At 68.5% G+C, this 18,638-nt stretch carries 14 protein-coding genes; 8 read left to right on the top strand and 6 right to left on the bottom strand.

Annotation, left to right across the window (positions count from 1 at the left end):
• The first annotated feature begins 106 nt into the window (after positions 1–106).
• On the top strand, positions 107–1,090 hold the full coding sequence (locus AKI01S_RS37485) for an IS481 family transposase (protein WP_067829118.1): 984 nt from the start codon (positions 107–109) through the stop codon (positions 1,088–1,090).
• 265 nt (positions 1,091–1,355) lie between these two features.
• Here AKI01S_RS37485 and AKI01S_RS51215 read toward each other — a convergent pair whose 3' ends face one another.
• The 3 genes from AKI01S_RS51215 to AKI01S_RS37500 all read right to left on the bottom strand — a co-directional run bounded on the left by AKI01S_RS51215 (position 1,356) and on the right by AKI01S_RS37500 (position 5,779).
• Positions 1,356–1,826, bottom strand: coding sequence for a hypothetical protein (locus AKI01S_RS51215; RefSeq protein WP_067829121.1), 471 nt, complete (start codon positions 1,824–1,826; stop codon positions 1,356–1,358).
• 584 nt (positions 1,827–2,410) lie between these two features.
• Positions 2,411–2,860 carry a CAP domain-containing protein gene (locus AKI01S_RS37495; RefSeq protein ID WP_067829124.1) on the bottom strand — a complete coding sequence of 150 codons (450 nt, stop codon included), beginning with the start codon at positions 2,858–2,860 and terminating at the stop codon, positions 2,411–2,413.
• Positions 2,861–3,589: 729 nt separating this feature from the next.
• A complete protein-coding gene (locus tag AKI01S_RS37500) occupies positions 3,590–5,779 on the bottom strand; it encodes a hypothetical protein (RefSeq protein ID WP_157420442.1) in 2,190 nt (729 codons plus the stop codon).
• Between the two features lie 587 nt (positions 5,780–6,366).
• Here AKI01S_RS37500 and AKI01S_RS37505 point away from each other — a divergent pair.
• Positions 6,367–7,494 (top strand): hypothetical protein, encoded by a 1,128-nt coding sequence (locus AKI01S_RS37505; RefSeq protein WP_067829130.1) that lies wholly within the window; start codon positions 6,367–6,369, stop codon positions 7,492–7,494.
• Positions 7,495–8,106: 612 nt separating this feature from the next.
• Here the strand turns inward: AKI01S_RS37505 and AKI01S_RS37510 are convergent.
• Entirely contained in the window at positions 8,107–8,670 is a 564-nt protein-coding gene (locus tag AKI01S_RS37510; RefSeq protein ID WP_157420443.1) for a hypothetical protein, read from the bottom strand.
• A 1,182-nt stretch (positions 8,671–9,852) separates the two neighbouring features.
• On the opposite strand from AKI01S_RS37510, the gene AKI01S_RS37515 reads away from it, so the two are divergent.
• Both AKI01S_RS37515 and AKI01S_RS37520 read left to right on the top strand, forming a co-directional pair.
• Positions 9,853–10,383 carry an RNA polymerase sigma factor gene (locus tag AKI01S_RS37515; protein ID WP_067829136.1) on the top strand — a complete coding sequence of 177 codons (531 nt, stop codon included), beginning with the start codon at positions 9,853–9,855 and terminating at the stop codon, positions 10,381–10,383.
• Entirely contained in the window at positions 10,380–11,255 is an 876-nt protein-coding gene (locus AKI01S_RS37520) for a hypothetical protein (protein ID WP_067829139.1), read from the top strand. The genes AKI01S_RS37515 and AKI01S_RS37520 overlap by 4 nt, the downstream gene beginning before the upstream one ends.
• Before the next feature lie 74 nt (positions 11,256–11,329).
• Here the strand turns inward: AKI01S_RS37520 and AKI01S_RS37525 are convergent, their stop codons facing one another.
• Positions 11,330–11,599 carry a DUF397 domain-containing protein gene (locus AKI01S_RS37525; protein WP_084000642.1) on the bottom strand — a complete coding sequence of 90 codons (270 nt, stop codon included), beginning with the start codon at positions 11,597–11,599 and terminating at the stop codon, positions 11,330–11,332.
• Positions 11,600–11,982: 383 nt separating this feature from the next.
• Complete coding sequence (locus tag AKI01S_RS37530) at positions 11,983–12,204, bottom strand: hypothetical protein (protein WP_067829142.1); 222 nt, start codon at positions 12,202–12,204, stop codon at positions 11,983–11,985.
• 620 nt (positions 12,205–12,824) lie between these two features.
• On the opposite strand from AKI01S_RS37530, the gene AKI01S_RS53000 reads away from it, so the two are divergent.
• The 4 genes from AKI01S_RS53000 to AKI01S_RS37550 all read left to right on the top strand — a co-directional run bounded on the left by AKI01S_RS53000 (position 12,825) and on the right by AKI01S_RS37550 (position 18,454).
• Positions 12,825–14,144 (top strand): hypothetical protein, encoded by a 1,320-nt coding sequence (locus AKI01S_RS53000; protein WP_157420444.1) that lies wholly within the window; start codon positions 12,825–12,827, stop codon positions 14,142–14,144.
• Positions 14,145–14,379: 235 nt separating this feature from the next.
• Positions 14,380–14,826 carry a lamin tail domain-containing protein gene (locus tag AKI01S_RS37540; protein ID WP_439951704.1) on the top strand — a complete coding sequence of 149 codons (447 nt, stop codon included), beginning with the start codon at positions 14,380–14,382 and terminating at the stop codon, positions 14,824–14,826.
• A 453-nt stretch (positions 14,827–15,279) separates the two neighbouring features.
• On the top strand, positions 15,280–15,537 hold the full coding sequence (locus AKI01S_RS51225) for a hypothetical protein (protein WP_157420445.1): 258 nt from the start codon (positions 15,280–15,282) through the stop codon (positions 15,535–15,537).
• A gap of 649 nt (positions 15,538–16,186) precedes the next feature.
• Complete coding sequence (locus AKI01S_RS37550; protein WP_067829154.1) at positions 16,187–18,454, top strand: bifunctional DNA primase/polymerase; 2,268 nt, start codon at positions 16,187–16,189, stop codon at positions 18,452–18,454.
• Positions 18,455–18,638 lie beyond the last annotated feature (184 nt).

The following is an 18,638-nucleotide window of genomic DNA, read 5'->3' on the forward strand; positions in this document are numbered from 1 at the left end:
GGTGTACTGACCACGAACGTTGTTGACACCGATGGGGCTCTGGTGAATGAGGAAGACCTCCGGTGTGGTGGAGGTGTCTAGGCTCCACACCACAACGGAGGTCTTCATGGTCCACCGTAACGCCAGGTTGACCGTTCACGGCAGACGAATCCTGGTCGCGCGCGTCCTGGCAGGGCGCCCGGTCGCGCACGTGGCCGCCGAGATGGGCATCTCCCGAGCCACCGCCCACAAGTGGATCGGTCGATGGCGGTCCGAGGGCGAGGCGGGCCTGGCCGACCGTTCCAGTCGACCGCACACCACACCCCACCGCACCCCCGCCGCGACCGAGGACGCGGTGTGCCGGCTGCGTCGGGAACGCAAGCTCGGCCCGGCCCGGATCGGCCCGATCCTGGGCCTGCCCTCCTCCACCGTCCACCGCGTCCTGGTCCGCCACGCTCTCAACCGGCTGGCCTGGCTCGACCGCCCGACCGGACAACCCATCCGACGCTATGAACGGCACCTGCCGGGCGAGTTGGTGCACATCGACATCAAGAAGCTGGGCAACATCCCCGACGGCGGCGGCCACCGGGTGATGGACCGCCGCACCGCGATGGACAACAAGATCGCCACCACTGACCGGCGCAAGAGCTGCAAACCGGTGATCGGCTACAGCTACATCCACTCGGCCATCGACGATCACTCCCGCCTGGCCTACAGCGAGATCCTGCCCGACCAGCGACAACACACCGCCATCGCCTTCTGGCAACGCGCCAACGCGTTCTTCGCCGCCCATGGGATCACCGTCCAGCGCGTCCTGACCGACAACGGCTCCTGCTACAAATCCCAACTGTTCACCCAGGCTCTGACCGATGCGGGCATCACCCACAAACGCATCCGGCCCTACCGGCCCCAGACCAACGGCAAGGTCGAACGCTTCAACCGCACCCTGACCGAGGAATGGGCCTACGCCCGGCCCTACATCTCCCACCAGCAACGCACCGCCGCACTGGCCCACTTTCTGCACCTCTACAACCACCACCGCAGCCACACCGCGCTAGGCGGACAACCTCCCATCACCCGCGTCAACAACCCTGCGGGCTACTACACCTAGGCCGGGGGGCGGTTACCACTCCTGTCCGGTCGCCGCCCCCGGCCGCCGGTTCCCCGGGGCGCTCGCCATACTGTGTGCCGCACACCCGACAGAATCCGGGTTCTGTCCAGGCTGGGGTTTGGTGTTGGCCCCGAACTCCTGCCGCTACGGCGAGCCGCCAACGAGCACGATCGCCGCAGGTCACCGGCCGTAAAAGCCGCCCGGCCACGCGCCGGGTTTCGGTCCGGACGCGGCGGGAGAAGACCGGCGCCCGGCACGCAGCCGCTCATCCCGGCGAGTGCCATCGCACCGACCGCATGTTCAGGGACGTGTTGGCGATGCGCTGCATGGGGTTGACGGTCATCTGGGGCGTGCCCGCGCAGTAGTCGTCCTTGTAGAGATCGGCCGAGAAGTCCTCGGTCACGCTCTCCATCGACCCCAGGACATATTGAGCTGTGACTGCGACTCTGGCGCACTGGTCGAGCGGGCCCGCGGTGGTGGCGGTGCGATGGTCGCTTCGGTGGTTGGCGCGGTCGGGCAGGGGCACCAGCACGCGCGTGCCCTTGAAGTTGGGCTGGGAGTACAGGATCAGCCCGGTGGGGGCGGCGCTGGCGGCCGTGGCCGACGCGGCACCGGCGGCCGTGGCGGCCGTGGCGTTCAGGGAGGCGGCCAGGGTGGCGGCGGTGGCGAGGGCCGCGGTGGCGGTGGTCGGGGGACAGGACGCGCATGGAGTCCTCCGTGGCTGCTCGGGCGGCACCGGACGTGCCGCTCCCCCTTCATTACCGATCGGAGTGAATCAATGACGGTGCGTGCGTAGATTGTCGGGAGGTCCCTCCAGCGCCACCGCACCCACCCAGGGGGCTGGGATCCTGCTTCCACCGCCCGGCCGTGCGCCGGGTCCGGGTCGGTCTGGCTGGCCCGACGCCCGCTCACAACATGCGATTAGCCGTAACCCGGCCTTCATCCGATGAAGGATCCTTGCATCAGATGCAGGAGCCCAACCGGCGACGACGTCGCCCGCTGCTGGTGAACGTGATCTTGCGCGGCCTGTTTCTGCCGTATTCCGGTGGCACCCCATGAACCACCTCCCGCAGCGGCACCGGACCGACTCCGTCACCGAAACAGGCGAGGACTGGCCGCTCATACCGTGACGGTAACCCACCTGATCCTGGCCAAGAGGCTGGCCGGTTAAGCAGTGCAGAAGGTCAGCACGTTGCCCGCTGAATCCCTTCAGTAGCAACCTGCACCACTCAAACCGCTCGATCAACTCGATGCCCAACAGCTGCCTAGTCGTGATGACCCGCGCGCAGGGTATTAGTTCACGCCAGCACGGATCTGTAATCAGCCGCCGAAGTCGTGAGTGAGATACGTCCAGCCAGTCGCAGCGTTGTAGTAGATGCCTATGCCGTGGTTTTTGAACGTGCAGTTGTTCAGGTTGGCGAGGTGGCCTGAGCTGTGTGTCCAGAAGTTCCAGGCGGGACCGACGGCGTCGGCAGGCTTGCCCTGATACCAGAAGGCGTTCTCGCCTTGGTGGTTGAAACCGAGCGCAGTGATTCTGCCGTCCGGGCCTGCTGGCATTTTGCCGTCCGACCCGATGTGGCCCTTCCTGGCGTCGCCATCGGGATACTGGTTGATCAGCTGCGAGTGGTGCTCCGCCAGGTCTTTGCTGTGTGCCCGTGCCAGGTCGCGCAGGCCGGTGTGCGCCTGCTGCGTCTCGCAGTGTTGCCCTAGGCGATGGTTCAGGTAGTGAACCGAGATCGCCGTCTCCTGCTTTTCGTAGTACCCCGACACTGGCCCGGACGGTCCTGGCTTAGGATCTTCACAACTCCCTGCTGCGCCGACGAGGACAGCCGTCACTGCTAGCGCGGCGATCCCTTGACTTCCCACTTTCGGGCTCCTCTCCCGATGCCTTAATCAACGGCGGCGTTGCCGAGGATCGCCAGGGCGGCGACGGCGGTGGTGGTCATCTTGGTGAACATGATTCCTCCTGTGGGGTAGGCGAGGTCCGGGGGCCCTGCTGACGGTGTCGGCCACAGGCGGGGCGACCAGACGACCAGACGATGAGCCGGTGGGGCCGCGTGCAAGAACCGTCGGGTGGGCGACCGAAAGGCTCCCAGGGCCGCCGTGCGGAAGGATCGGGCCGCACGGCGGCCGGTGGCTGGTAGCGGGTGGTCGCCGGGCCGAGCTGCTGCCGCTGCCGGTGTGGGTGCGATGCCGGCACCGGCGGGGCCTGGTGGGACCAGCCGTGGCCGGGCGGGCCACCAGCGCCCCTTTTTCGGAAGCCGCCCTATCGGGTTTTGAGGTGTCTTTTAGGTATAAGCCCAGGTCACGTAGGAAGCCAGAGCATCCATTTCACATGGCGACAAAGGATCTACCCTCGGTCACGCTCCTCCCGCCACAGCCCTGAAACCGCTACGTCGCGGTCCCGGCAGTCCCGCAGCCGGACCGGACCGCCGCTGCGCACCGGCCGGGCCGAGGACCAGGTCGGGTGCCGGGTCATCGCGGGTCCAGCGGCTTGGGCTAAGGGCCGGGATCGCGGCGACGCGAAGTGGGCGGGGCCGGCGGCAGCGCGCCGCTCAGCAGGGGGCGGTGCTGCAGGTCGGTGACCGGGCCGCCATCACTCCAGCACACCGGCCTCTGGTGCCGGTCGGGGGTGGCGGCGCGGTGCGGGCCAGGGTGGCCGGCCGGGCGGGTGCAGGTGAACTGCATCCACTCGTGGCGGGCGCGGGCCGGGCAGGGGCCGGGGTCGTCGGCCTGGTGCTCGTCTTCGATCTGCCCGTCCTCGGCGCCGCCCCCGGGTTTCGTCACGGGCGCTGGTTTCGTCACGCTGTCGTGCGCGGCGGCGTCGGGGCCGCCCGCCGGGTCGCCGGGAAGGTCGTGCAGGACGGTCTCAGTGGGGTCGCCGAACAGCGGGCCGGGCACCGCCAACATCTGGCTGATGGCCTGGGTGCGGGTCTTGCCCCCGGCCACCGGACGGCCCTTGGTGTTGTAGGCGGTCCACACCATGCGCCGCCCCTTGGTCTTGAGCACCACGCCGAGCTCGTCGCGCCGCTCGGGATCCCACCGGTCGCGGACCGCCACCAGGTAGCCGCCGTCCTCGCGGCGAGGAGGGTCGGCCACGGCCGCGGCCAGCTGCCCCGGCGTGTAGGGGCACAGCGGCCGCTCGTTCTTGGGCCGGGCCTGCACCCGGCGCGCCGTCCGTGCCTCGGGCGGCAGCACCGGCAGTGGCGCCGGCGCCCACAGCGCCGCCAGCAGCACGATCACCGCATCCTCGCGGCGGCGGGTCGACCCGGGCACCGGGCCCTCCAGGGTGCAGGCCACATAACGGGTGCCGTGGCGTTGCAGCCAGCCCACGCACCTGCCGCGCACCAGCACATCGGTGCGGCCAGGCACCCGACCCCGCATCAGGCTCCAGCGCGCCAGCGCCGCCGGGGCCACCTCCAAGGGGCGACCGCGATGATCGGTCGGCTCGTCCAGGCCGAAGGCGGTGTCCGGACCGGTCACCACCCCCAACGCGGCGGCCGCCTCGACGGCGAGGCGAACCGAGGCCCAGCGGTCCCGGTCCTTGGTGGTCGCCACCACCCGCCCGGTCACGTCGTGCACCCGCCAGCCCTCAGCAGCCTGCTCCCCGGCCCGGTCCTCAGGGCGGTCTTCGAGGTAGTCGTCGGGGCGGTCGATCCAACCAACCCGCCGCCCATCAGCCACCACCAGGTGCACCGCATGAGTCAGCTGCGTCAGCACCACCTTCCTCACCGCGTCCTCCACGCCCTCAGCTCGTTCGACGTGGTCAACGCCCTGGGGAACGACGCCAACAGCGGCGGATACCGAGGCGGGCACGGGAGCGGGCACGGGGGTGCGGTCCCGGTTTTCGTCACGGTCAGCTTTTTCGTCACGCTGTCCGGCGGTGACCGTCGTGGTGGCCGGGGCCGCCGGGGCCGCGTCGCTGGGGGCCCGCAGCGCGGGCACCCGCAGATCCCACAGTCTCCGATAGCGCGCATCGTGCTCCTCCAGATGCGCGCGTCCGGCCTCGGTGATCCACACCCGATCAGGCACCTCCGGCCCGCCACCGGGAGGCCGATGCGACACCAACGGCTCCTTGCCCCGGCGTTCGCGCATGGTCTCCAGCCAGTGCCAGGCCTGGTAGTGCCGATCGCGCATCCCGGCGTCCCCTCGCAGGTAGGCCGCGACCAGCCACTGCCATAACCACGCCGACAACAACCCCCGTGGCGGACGGCGCAACTGGCTAAAGTCCACCTTTCCCAGGGTGGACGGCCACCAGGTCACCGCCGCCTCCGCGGGCCCGTCCTCGGGTACCTGCCCGGCCCCCTGCCCGGCCTCCTGCTTCGAGGGTGCCAAGTGCGCGGCGGCCGTGGCCGGGACGGCATCGGCCGGGCGGCCGGTCCCCGCTGCGTCACGCGCCTCCTCATCACGAGTCTTTTCGTCACGAGCCGGTGTTACGTCACGGCCCGGCCCGGTGGACGGAGTGCCCGACCGGGTGGACCGGGGCCGCGCGTCCGGGCGGCCGCGCCGATGCAGCTCCTCCACCAGCTCGTTCAGCGCCGCCTCCACGCGCGCCCGGTCCACTCCGTACCGGTCCAGCGTCTCCCACCCGTTGTTCAGGGCGCTCTCGACGGCCAGGGCGGCGTGGAAGGCCGCCAGACGCCGCACCTCGGCATCGCCCCTGCCCTCCCCCACGGCATCCGTCGCCATGCTCGCCTTGTTCGCCGCGTTCTGCCGGGCGCGGTAGGCCCTGGCCTGACACGCCCGGGAACAGTAAGCGCGCGGACGGCCCCGCCGCTGGGCGGCGAACTCGGTCCTGCACACGATGCAGACGGCCACGAGACACCCCTCTTCTTTTCGTCACACATCCTCGGCGTGACGAAAACCAGGCTACGCCGCACCCGTGACGAAAAAGCACCTACGTCCGGAGCGTGAGCCGACCAGGTACCGCTGCTGCTGTCACTGATCCGGCCAGTGACGAAACGTGGCGACGGCGGGACGCTCCGGGAAAAGCCTGATGGGCCGTCTGCGTGAGCGTGGGCGGCCCCGCGGCGCCCGCTCGACGTCGCCCCGCGCCCAGGCCACCGCGCGACCCGATCGCGGTCCGATCACACGGCACCGTGTCCGCGCAGGCCAGGCGGTGACGGGGTTCGCGCAGTAAATCAATCCGCCAGCCACGCTCGGCTCTGTGGCGGCTCGCCGTAGCGGTAGGAGTTCGGGACCGACCTTGACCGGTTGCCGGTGGGGCCGCTTACGGTCCAGGAGACGTCGACCGCGCGCCACCCCGGGAGGGATTCATGGCCGTCGCTTCTGTTCTCGTCTCCCCGCAGATCCAGGACCAGCTCGGCGACGAGGGCCTGGCCGAGGTGACCAGGCACCTGTGGCCGGCCGACTGTCAAAGCTGCGGGAAACCGCTGGGAAGCCAACGCCCCTCCCTGGTCGTGGACAACCTGGAGGTGTTCGCCACCGCCAGCCTGCACCATCAGCGGTGCCGAACCCCGCAGTGGAACCAAGGGCACATCACCGGCACCAACCAGCCCACCCTCAGCTTCCGCGTCGGCGGGCTGATGCTACCGATCCAGAACGATCCGCGCCCCATGCTGGTGGTCAACCCCGGACTGGAGTCGGTGATCCTCAACCGCCAGGACGACCAGAGATGGAAGGTCCAGCACAACAGTTACTTCACCAAGGCCGGGCTGGTCCCGCCGGGCCGTTCCTTCGTCGTGGACCACCCGATCGACGGCGCGGTGGCCCGCCTCACCACCGACAGCATCGCCGTCACCCTCCAAGTGGCCCCATTCCCCACCTACGAGTGCGCTCTGGAAGAGCATTTCCGTCAGGAAGCAGCCCGGCTGAAGGGCGTACTCCTGGGCGTGACGCACCTGGTGGACCCCTGGACCGACCCGCACACCTTCACCCGGGACCTGGACACCGCGCTGCGCAGTGGCGAGATGCTGCTGGGCTGGGTCCCCCTGCACGGCACCCACACCCCGGCGCCGCGCACCGGCCCACCCGGCACCCACTACGTGCTGCGGTGGACGCCGCACTGCGGCATCGTCGGACCGGTCCTGGCCCAGACCCCCAAGACGCTGGTACAACGCAAGGCCCGCAACTGGGCCAAGTCGATGATCTCACCGGACGAGGGCACCTTGATGTCCTGGGAGCCGATCGACCCCAAGGTGCCCGAGGCCGGGTGGATCACGATGAGCACCCTGTCGGCCAAGTTCTTCGCCCTGCTGCCCCACGCGGAGGGCTGGTACCTGGTCCAGGCACTTACCCGCGGCGGCGGCCGCGACCTGACCACCGACAACGAGGCCAAGGCATGGGCCGGCCAGGTACTCCAGATCAAGTCCGGCATCACCGGGCTGGAATGGCGGCCCGGCCCGCAACAGCCGGGCGTCTCCACGCTGTACGCCACCCCCTAAACACCGGCAACCCGCCCGGACGGCCCGGAGGCGCTGGAACCTGCCAGCCAGGCACCGCGAACACGGCGGAACGGACCAGGCAGCAGGCCCTCACTGATCCAGGCAGTGACAAGCCACGGCGATCAGAGCAACACCCAACAGAAAGACCTCCTCGGGCCGTCCACATGAGCGCTGGCGGCTCCGCGACGCCCGCCACGATCGCACGCGCCCGTCCACGCCTGTCCATGCGGCGTCGCGCTCCGCCGGGCCCGGCCCGAACGTCTCGTTAGGGCCGCCTCGGGCTGGGCACCGGAACTGCGCCCATACACCTCCCATACACCGCCCATACGTGTGACTTCTGCGTTGATCTTGCGTCTATTGGATCTTGATGTCTGTTTCGCCAAGTCCTGGTCGACTGCGCCGCTGAGCTCGCGAGCCTTCTCGGCGCCCTCTGCAGCAACGAAGCCGACTACATGGCCAGGATGCTGCGCGCCGCAGACCTCATCTCCTCACAGACCAAGCGATCACACGGCCGCTGAACTGGGCGAACTCAAGCGGGTGTACCTGGTTACACCAGTCTTACACCCCAGGGCGCGGCGGAGCCGGGTCGGGAATGCTGACTAGCGATGAGTTTCATTCCGGTGGGCCAGTGCGGAAACGCCGCAACTCCCACACGGGATCGCTGGGGTTGGGACGTCCTGTGCTCCGTCGCAGCGAGTGGCCCGCTGCTCCCAGGTGGACGCGGGTCACGTTGATGAAGTCGAGACGGCACTCCTCGATCTGGTCCCGCAACGGATACCAGGTGCCATCCGGCAGTCCTCCCGCTTTGATCTTCAAGTGGACCGGCCATATTGCAGCGTCGAGCGCATGCGCTGCCTCCGCGATGTGGGTATCGGCGATCAAGTTCACCATCGATAGGGCTTCGTTCCACGGACGCCAATCGATCTCGGATGGCGATCCGGGGAGAGGAGGCTCTTCGCCCGGGCGGGGGTTGACCCGTCGGCCGTTCATCGCGGCCAGCTCGATCAGGAGTTTGGAGGACTCGCGCAGCAACAGCGCGCAGGCTTCCATCTGACGGTCGCGGGACCAGTGGCGTTCTTGGGAGCGGCTGGAGACCCTGCCACCGACGATGACGCCCAGGAGTGTGGACGCCACGGCGCCGAAGGTTGTGATGATCAAACTCCATGTTGCGGTCATGGTGGCCCACCTGGTGCCCCGATCGAGGCGGACGAGATGCTCCGGCAGCGTGCGTGTCTGTCAGATGCCCACAATCGGCGGGTGGTTCCTCGGCCCCGTGACCGGCCCGGCCTTCGGTCAGGCCCTGCGCCCATACGGGCTCGGCGACGGAGGCGGCCACCGGTCGTCGTGGTCGCAGGATCAAGGCCGACAAACTGCCCGCCGAACCCGACACTGACGTCGCCACCGCGCTCACCGTCCTGATCCGCCGCCCCACCGTCCCAAGAGGCCTGCTGCCCTTGACCTCCACAAGGTCCGCATCCGCGGCGTATTGATCCACATGGGTGGCGCAGCGGGCCAGCGGTGTGACGATGTTCGCGCGTTCGCCCAGGCGCCCGGTTCGACTGGTTGCCATTCTGGGATGAGACCGGTCATCCCGGAACCTGCAAGGATGCCCCGGCGCCTCCATCTGGCCTGTTCTGAGTCCACCGCAGGCGAGATCCGTTGGTCGGCGGCCGGTGACACATCGGTTAAAGGCGCCCCTTGTCAGGCGGTCACGCCCCACCTTGAGCGTACGACCAGACTCGTTCCGCGCAACGCCGGTCCCCGCATCATCCATGACCGCTCAGACGCATTTGCTCTGCGCTTCGTTCATCGGCGCGGCGCCTGGGAGTTGAACACACCTTGGCAAGCGATCCCATCAGGTCAGGCGGGTGAAAGCGACGTCTTGTGGCGAGTGTGGGTACCAGCAGCGCCGCGGGTCACGGCAGCGGAGCCGGATTGATGGGGCGATCTGGCCTCGGTCATCGCCGTTGTTCCTAGTCTGATGAGCAGGGAAGACGGCTGTCAGGGGAAAAACCTTGGCGCCGGCTCTCCACTGATCTTGCTTGGAGTGCTCTTACCGGCGACGGGCTCGCCACTGGCGACTGCTCGGACCAGAGCCCTTGGCAAGAACGGGAGGCAAAGTGCCCATGGATCTGCTTGCGGTGCTGACGGCGATGGCACCGGTGCTAGCCACGGTGATCACGGTGGTGGACGCCCGGTTGTGGGCTCGGCACCACCAGTGCCGGTCGAGCAGCGCCGCCTCGGTTGGCGATGAGTAGCGATGGCTCCGACCGCCCCAGCACATCCCGGCGGTGGAAGGGACAGCCAGAGTCGGTCAGTCCAGATCACAAAGCGCCAACGCTCGGCACGCTGGAGGCGATGCGCGAGGACTTCTTGGACTTCCTAGACACCGAGTACCACTTGGTGGTGCGGTTCATGATGTTCTACGGGGCAAACCTGCATGATGCCCAAGACGCCACCCAGCACATGGCCGCCCAAGGGTGGAGAAAAGTCCAGCAGGGACGTTGGGACCAAGTCCGCCACCCTCAGGCCTGGGCACGGCGGGTCGCGCTCAACCACTACCGGGCCGAGCGGTCCGCGCAGATCAAGCTGACGCTGACCGATGCCGAGCCCGACACCGAACCCGGGGCCGGGCTTTTGGCGGCCGGGCCAGAGCATGCCGAGCTGACCGGGCAGGCCCGCGATGTGGTGTCCTTGCTGCATCGCCTGGATGATCTCAACTGCCGCGCCGTGATCGCTTTGGACATCGACGGCTTCACCACCGCCGACATTGCCGACGTGGTGGGCAGGACCCACCAGCAGGTGCGGACCTTGCGAGCCAAGGCTCGGCGGCATTTGAAAACACACCTGGCCGCCAACAGGGCAGGCGAGGGGAGGACAACGCAATGAGCCAGAACAACACCCATCCCCCCACGGACCCCACCGATGCGGCCCTGGATGCGTTCCTGACCATCGGGAGCGGGGAACTACTGGGATACCTGCGCGAGCATGTCGACCCCAGCCTGGCCCTGGGTTCCCTGCTGGCGCTGCCTCCAGACACCGCAACCACTGTCCGAACACTGGGAACTGCCAGTCCTTCAACACCGGCGGCACACGCACAAAGCCATCTGGAACTGCGCATCGCCTGCCACCAGCTGGCTCACGCTCTCACCGACGCCCGCACCCTGATCGGTGACTTCATCTCCACCGCTAGCACCCTGCGGCCCCTGGCGCTCGCCGCCGATCTCGACATCTCCTGCGCAGCCGACATGGAGATCAACTTCGCCCGTGCCCGCAACTTGTCCCGTGACCTGTCTCGCGTTCTCTCCGGTGCCCGCGACCTGGCCCACGGCCAGGCCCGTGCTTCGATCTTCGACCGCGCCCTGACCGACAGCCTGATCCGCGCCGTCGACCGCGCCCATAGCGCCGCCCGCGAACTCAACTATGCCCTCGACTACGCTCCCGACCGCATCGAGTACTCGCGTGTTGTGACCCTGGCCGCAGTCATCAACGCCAACCTCGCGCCCGTCCTCTCCCATGCCCAGGACGCAAAGCGCAGCCTGCTGGAGGAGAAAGTGGATGTCTCGGGCATGGACCTGAGGACGGTGCAGGTGACAAGGACCAACCTGGAGATGCTGGCCGGGATGATGTGGGATGAGGCCACCCGATGGCCGTCGGGTCTGCGCAACCAGATCAAGGCACGGTCAGAACAAGTCCAGCCAGGGCGCTACCGAGTGCACAGCGGAACCGAACGCGATCCGCACCAAGCAATCCACCCGTGACCATCACCGCCGCCACGATCCTGCCCGGGGTAGTCCCGCCGCCTGGCTGGCAGCGGGACTATGGCTTCCTCCGGTCAGATGGTGACGTGGTCCCGCAGGGCGTGCAGCAGGTGCTGCCACTGGTCACGGGTGACGGCCAGAATCGGCCCGGTGGTGTTTGTGCTGTCGCGCACGCCGATGACCGGTCCGGTCAGCGGGGCAACCTCAACGCACTCACCCGACTCGGCGCAGTAAGCACTCTTTCGCCAGGTGCCGGCGACCGGCCCGAGGGAGATGAGGCCGGCACGGTAGTCGCCGTCGGGTTGGGGGATGTGCGGGTGGTCGGGGTCTTCTAGGGTGCGCATGCGGGCATGCCCCCTTTCCAGGTTGGTGGGTGTTGCTTGCGGTTGAGGCGGGTGGCCTGCTGCGAACAGGACCGCTCGCCGGTGGCGGTGGTCTGCCTGCTGTCGTGGTGGGCACAGGCAGACCACCGCCGAGCCGGGATCACCGGCAGGTCTGCGGTAGGACGGCGCATCGAGACGGCGCACCTCAGGGCTGGGCGGGCAAGGCGGCGGCCCGCATCATCGCCAGGCCTCATCGGGCGCGGTTCTGGCGTTCATGGGATGTGGCGCACCACTAGCCGCGTGCAGGTAAACGCGCCCGCCGACGGTCGGCCGCTGGCGGGCGCCGGGCGCCCTTGGAACAGGACAACCCGATCGGGCGACGGCATAGGTCACGGCGTTCCCAGTCATGGTGTTCGCGGTTCGGTGTCGGTGTGGGGTGCCAGCGCCGGGTCGGCCCAGAACTCCACCAGCTCGTCCTCACTGAGATCTGCAGGGGTGCCCGGGGGCAGCGGCCGGCCGGTGCGCAGCGCCCAGATCGCCATCAACAGCAACGCCAGGTGCTCCTGTTCGCTCCGCGGCGCTGAGGGGCTCCCCCAGCTGCGGCGGCCGATCGCCGCAGGCCCCACCGGGGACACCGTCTGACCGGAGCGGCGTCTGGCTATGCGGCAGCCAGCGGTGCTGGAGGCGGTGGGTGGGGTCTGCAGGGTGCAGCACCTTTCAGCTGGTGGCGCGGGGGGCAGGGCAGCAGACATGGTCAGGGCTTTCGGCTCGGCTGCCGGTCAGGGGCAGGGTTCGGACACGCAAGACGGCGACGGTGGCCAGTAAGCCACCGGCATCTGTGCCTTGCGCCCTAAAGCCGCGCTTCGGAAACAAGCGGAACATCTCGGGGAGCAATGGTCGATTTAGACCGCTCCAATTGTCCGGGAAGTCGACGCCAAGCCGTCAAAGGTGACATTAACTCTAGAATTTCGTTCTGTAACGCAGGGTGCGGGGCGTCTGTGACCAGCGACGCATTGGCGCGTTCCGGCTCGTTCCGCAGTGTTCCGGCTCGTTCTGCTCACTCTGTCTACCTGGGGTTACTCCGCCATCCGGAACGCTTCGGAACACTGCGGAACGGTCCGGATCATCGCGGAGCGAGTCGGATCACCTTGGAGTCGCGGGCTGACACCGACTGTCAGTGACCAATGAGACCATTTATTCCGCATTAATGATCACTACGGGCCGGGAGCACGCGAGGGCAGCCCTTATGACGACCAAGCCCCCCGATGACGGGGACCTCGATGAGTTCATCGCCGAACTCGTCGATTTCGCGCATCAGTGTGGATCGCCGACGCGGCGTGAGCTGGCCAAGGCCTCGCCCGGGGTCGTCGCCCGCCACAAAGCCCACATCCCGGTGCTGCGCGCGTTGTCGCTGACCTCCATCAGCGACACCCTCAACCGCCGCCGCAAGGGCCCGCCAGTGTGGGGGTGGGTGGCCACCTACGTGCTGACCTGCCTGCACCACGCCCGGCGCAGCGGCATCGACACCGGCCGCGAGGACCGCCAGTGGTTGACCTGGTGGCAGGACCGCTACCGCAGGATGCGCTCCGGCGGCGCCAACACACCGCTGAGCTCCCCCATCGCCCCAACGGCCCTGCCCACGCCCCGTCCCACCGCGGCCGAGAACCTGGCGGTGACCAGCGACACCATAGGCGCAGTGGAGCAGCCACCCGACACACCCCCACCTGAACCACCGCCTCCCCCACCGCCGGTCTCCCCCACGCCCTCCCCCACCAGCACGCTCCCGGACGCGCGCACAACGCCACCCGCCCGCCACCACAACGCTGACCACGGCACCGGTGCGGGCGCTGGCACTGATAGTGGCGCTGGCCGCGCCGCCGACCAGGACAACAGCCACGCCACCGCTCCGGTACTCGGCGGGGTGTTGACGCTGGGAGATGACCAGCAGCTGGAGCAGATGCTGGCCCAGATCCTGCCGCCCGAGCCCGACAACCTCACCCAACGCCGCTACCGCGACCTGTTCGACCAGCTGGGAATGAGCCTGCTGGCCGCGGCCGAGGCCGGCAACAGCGACGCCGCCGCGCGCCTGGGCATCTTGCTGCTGTGCGAGAACCGGCCCGCCGAGGCCGACGCCTGGCTGGCCTCGGCGGCCGCCGCCGGTGAGGAAACCGCCCAGATCCTGCTACACACCGTGCCCAGCCGCCGCCGCGAGATGGCCGCCGAACTGGCCTATGAACTCACCCTGCCCGGCTACCACCACGACCGCCCCGCCCCCGGCCACCCCGAAGTCCCCGGGCCCGCGCCCACCGGCGCCGAGATCTACTACCGCAGCGCCGCCCGCGCCGGCCACCCCGGCGCCGCCTACCGCCGCGCCCTGATGCTGGACGCCCGCGGCGACCAACTGCAGTTCCGCAGCGCCCTGGTCCAAGCCGCCGCCCACGGCCACCCCAAGGCCCGCGACCACTACCTGACCCTGTACGGCCGCCACGCACCGGTCTGCCCCGGCCCCCACCGCCGTCCCTGCTCCACCGGCCCGTGCTGGCCACCCCGCCCACCCGACCCCTGAGTGACCCCAAGAGGGCATCTGGAGTCACCAAGCGTGGTGGTTCGGGGCGGTCAGGGCACCGCACCCAGCATGGGCGGAGCACCGGTCAGCAGCGGCGAGGACGCCCAGGCTGGGCGCCTGGTTCGCGGCCGGACCGGCATCGGCCATCACCGCAGGTACCGCCCCGAAACCACGAGGCGTTCCGCTACACCTAGGCACGCACCAACCACACCACCAGACAGAGAAGAGGATGCGGGTGAGGAAGCTTTTGGCGACGGGGGCGGCCGCGGTGATGGCGACCGCGGGCGTCGGGCTGACCAGCACACCAGCCCAGGCCGCCAGCGCCGTGCAGATCTACCGGGTGTACTTCGATTCCCCCGGCAAGGACACCGGCTCCAACGCCTCGCTGAACGGCGAGTGGGTCCAGCTGGTCAACACCTCCCGCTCGGCCCGCCAGCTCAAGGGCTACAAGCTGCGCGACAAGACCGGCTACACCTACACCTTCGGCCACTTCACGCTCAAGGGCCGTGCCAAGGTCACCATCCGGACCGGCAAGGGCCGCAACACCACCGCCACCCGCTACTGGGGCCGCTCCTGGTACGTGTGGAACAACACCGGCGACACCGCCACCCTGCGCTACCCCAACGGCAAGACCGCCGACACCTGCTCCTGGGGCAGCAAAGGCGACTACAAGTACTGCTGACCCACAACACGCGAGGTGCAGGACATATGGCCCCGCCCGGCGTTGCCGGGCGGGGCCGCTGCTGCCCAGACCAGCAGACCTGGCTGCACTGCATCTGCTGTTGCTGTCAGACCGCTGGCAGGTTGATCTTGAGTGGGATCGCGTGAGGTGCGCTTCGCAGCTTTACAGCGGGCCGCCCCGGCGGAAGCCAGACAACCTCCACCGGTCGCCTCGACGAGGCTGCCCGGTTGAGGCGCTATCTGCTACTTCGCCCGCAAAACGCCACATGTTCACCTCATGCAGCAACGAAACGCCCTGCACCGCCTTGCCAGCCCAGCAGCCACACCACCACCGTCCCACCGCCGCCCTACCGCCGCCCACCAGGCCCGCGAAGGTCCACCGTGATGAAGTGCTTACAAAACAATTGGCGTGTCGGCTCATTGTGTAGACACTGCGTCCGCCATCATGGTGTTCATGACCAAGCCCTCAGGAACCAAGGCCCACACACGACGCAAACGTCGTGAGGGCACCGGGGGCGTCCACGCCTGGCTGCAGGCACGTGTCGACCCCGACGTACGCAAGCTCGCCGAGGCCGGCGCCGCTGCTCGCGGTGTGACGCTGTCCCGCTACGTCGAGCAGCTCGTCCAAGCCGACGATCTCGCTCACCAGTACCGCGAGCAACAACTCGTCCAAGGCGAGCTGGAGCTCGGCGAAACGGAGGCCTGCGCCTGATGACCGATCAGCCAGCTGGAGAACACCACCACGACCAGACCTAACACGGGTCAGGCACCCGCACACGCAAGAAGGCCCTGAGCGCCACGGTTTGGCGGCCAACGCGCTCAAGGCCTTCCACTAGAACACCCGGCTCGACCGGCGGCTTTCTGATGCCTTCGAACCGGGCCGAACGTCTGGAGGACACAATACCTCACTGTCCTCCGGCTAGTCAGCCACGCCCTTCCTTCGGCGTGTCTCCGCAGGTCAGCGGGCTGGCTACGGCCGGACACACGGACAACTTCACACCACCTGGCCGACCCAACCACCTCACGGCCCGCCCCGGCGCCGACAGCGGCCTGCCCTCCCACCGATGCTGTGACTGCGCCCAGTCACCCATCGACGGCACCGCTTCCCCGGCGCCGCTGAGCCGCCCAGGTTCCCAGAGCCGTCACCACGCGCGCCTGGCAGGAAGGGCGCAGCGGTGAACGAGCCACGCCCGCAGGACCGCCCACGGCTCCGCCGCGCAGCACCAGACGGCACCCCGCTAGTGCCGGCGCTCCCCCACCACACCGGCCACCAGAGACCGGGCCACCAGACACCAGGCCAGCGCGCCCGCCGCCGCCCACCAGACGCCCAAGACGCCGCGCTCGCCTGGGCACACATCACCGTGCCCCACATCGCCCAGCGCCCGGTGATGCGCCGCTCCCCCGACGGCGGCCTGTCCTTCCCGCGCTGCTCCTCCTCCGGCTACCGCTACGAAGTCGCCATCCAGTCGGCGCTGCCTAACCGCCCGGCCACCGTCCCCACCGGCGACCGCACCACCGGCACCAGCCGCCTACTGGTCCTGGACCTCGACATCGCCCGCGTCCCCGCCGACCACGCCGCCGACCGACCCGGCCACATCGCCACCATCACCCAACAGATCGCCACCCTGCTGGCCGACTGCGGCATTACTCCCCTGGTCGACGTCAGCCCTTCCGGCGGTCGCCACATCTACATCCTGTGGGACACCCCCATCCAGTTCGCCGAACTACGCCACATGGCCAAAGCCCTCGCCGCACGCTTCCCCGTCATCGACACCGCACCCATGGAACACACCGACGGCCAGATCCGCGGCCCCGGCTCCCCCCACCGCAGCTCCGGCGGCCACCTCACCGGCTACATGACCCTCACCTGCGACCTAGCCGAGGCCGAACGCATCTGCCACAACCGCCCCGGAAACGCTGAGTGGGCCGCCCTGCAAGTCGAGATGACCGCTGAACTCGACACCATCGCCACCCGCCACCACAGCCCCCTCAGCACCGACCTGGAAGCCCACCACCCCGACGCCCCCGACGCCCTCCCCGGAGTCGAACTCGACACCTCCGGCACACCCTGGCGTCCACGCCTAGGCGGCAGAACCCCCCTACGCCCAGACCTGGAACACCTAGCCCGCACCGGCCAATGGGACCCCGCCCGCTACACCAGCAGCTCCGAAGCCCGCCAAGCCCTGCTGTCCAGCGCCGCCGCCCGCGGCTGGCGCCTGGAACACATCCGCGCCGCCCTGGCCAAGGAGTGGAAGGCGATCTCCACCTGGTGGCGCGATGCCCGCCTGCTGCAAGCCGAATGGATCAAGGCGGTCACCTACACCGCCACTCCCCCGGCTCCACCCAGCGACCAAGAAGTGGGGAAACCTGTCCAGCAGCGCAACACTAGTGAGTATCCCCTCACGCGGGCGGCTCCCCCGCTGTCGCTTGCTTCGGTCGTTGATGGTGGATCTGGGTGGACAGTCACAGCCTCACACCTTGACAAAGTAAGGTCAGGGAATCCTTGGAACCTCACGACTGACATAGCCCCCTGGGGCCTCACGACCTACCAACGCATCCGCACCTGGCAGCATGCGATGCGGATCGTGGAACGACTCCAGGAGTTCGAATGGGGCGAACGCGCCCTGACCTATCGAGCGATCCTGCGGGCGCTAGGCGCAGCCGCACAGATGACGGGCCGCCTCGAAATCGAGTTCGGCACACGCCAACTGGCCTACATGGCGGCCCTGGACCACACCACCGTCAGCCGAGCACTCCACGACCTACGCCAAGGCCCACTGGCCCTCATCGACCTGGTCAAAGACGCCGAGGGCATACGAGCCGATGTCTACCAACTCGTCATCCCCGACCAGGTCGCCGCCCAGGCATCCCGCCGCGCATGGCGCCCAGGGCGCATCACCGCCATCCACCCCGCCTTCAGGACACTGAGCCGCGGGGCGGCTTTCGCCTACGAGGCACTCACCACCGACGAGATGAGCGTCACCGAACTGGGAGCAGCCGCCCTGCTGACACGTACCACCACCTACCAGGCCCTGAAGGAACTCAGCTGCTACGGGCTAGCCGAACGAGGGCCTGGCGGCGGCTGGCGACGCGGACCCGCCGACCTAGAGCAGCTGGCCACTCGCAACGGAGGCCGCACACAGGCCGACCAGCAGCTCGCCGGCCACCGAGCCGACCGCACCGAATGGCACACCTTCCTCGGGGTGCTCTCATCCTTCACCACCCCACTCCCCCACCCAGAACCCGTCACTCACCGGGGCTCTGTGGCATTGAGACCATCAGGGCGCCTGGGACTGCGCGATCTGTACCCGCCCGCGCCTCGTCCAGCCCCGCCATGGCTCAGACCACCTTCACGCCAACGCCCCATCACTGATAGTGACCTGGTGCCGCCGGTGGATCTCCAGGTTCCACCCGCCGCCGTGCTGGACGGGATATCTGGCTGCGAAGTGCTGCCTGTCGATCTGAGGATGGTCATAGCAGCCGATCGGGCTGTCATCGTCGCCGATGAGGAAAGCCTGGAGCGTGAACGGGCGGACTATGAGGAGGCTCTGGCTGATCTACGCCAAGCCACTGTGGTGAGACATGATGACCCGTTGTCTCGCTGTGCCGCGCTCTCCAACGGACCATGATCAACACAATGCGTGACTAACCTCAAGCACAATGTCACAAAATGTCAGAAGCTCAGGACGCCAGAGTGGGGATCCAGACAAGAGCCCGACTCCCCCTGCACACCGTCATGCTCGACGCCCCCGGCACCATACGACCCTTCAAACGTCGCCACCGGACCATCGAGACTCAGCCGTCCGACTCCTT

This window comes from Actinomadura kijaniata NBRC 14229, assembly GCF_001552175.1.
GTDB lineage: Bacteria > Actinomycetota > Actinomycetes > Streptosporangiales > Streptosporangiaceae > Spirillospora > Spirillospora kijaniata.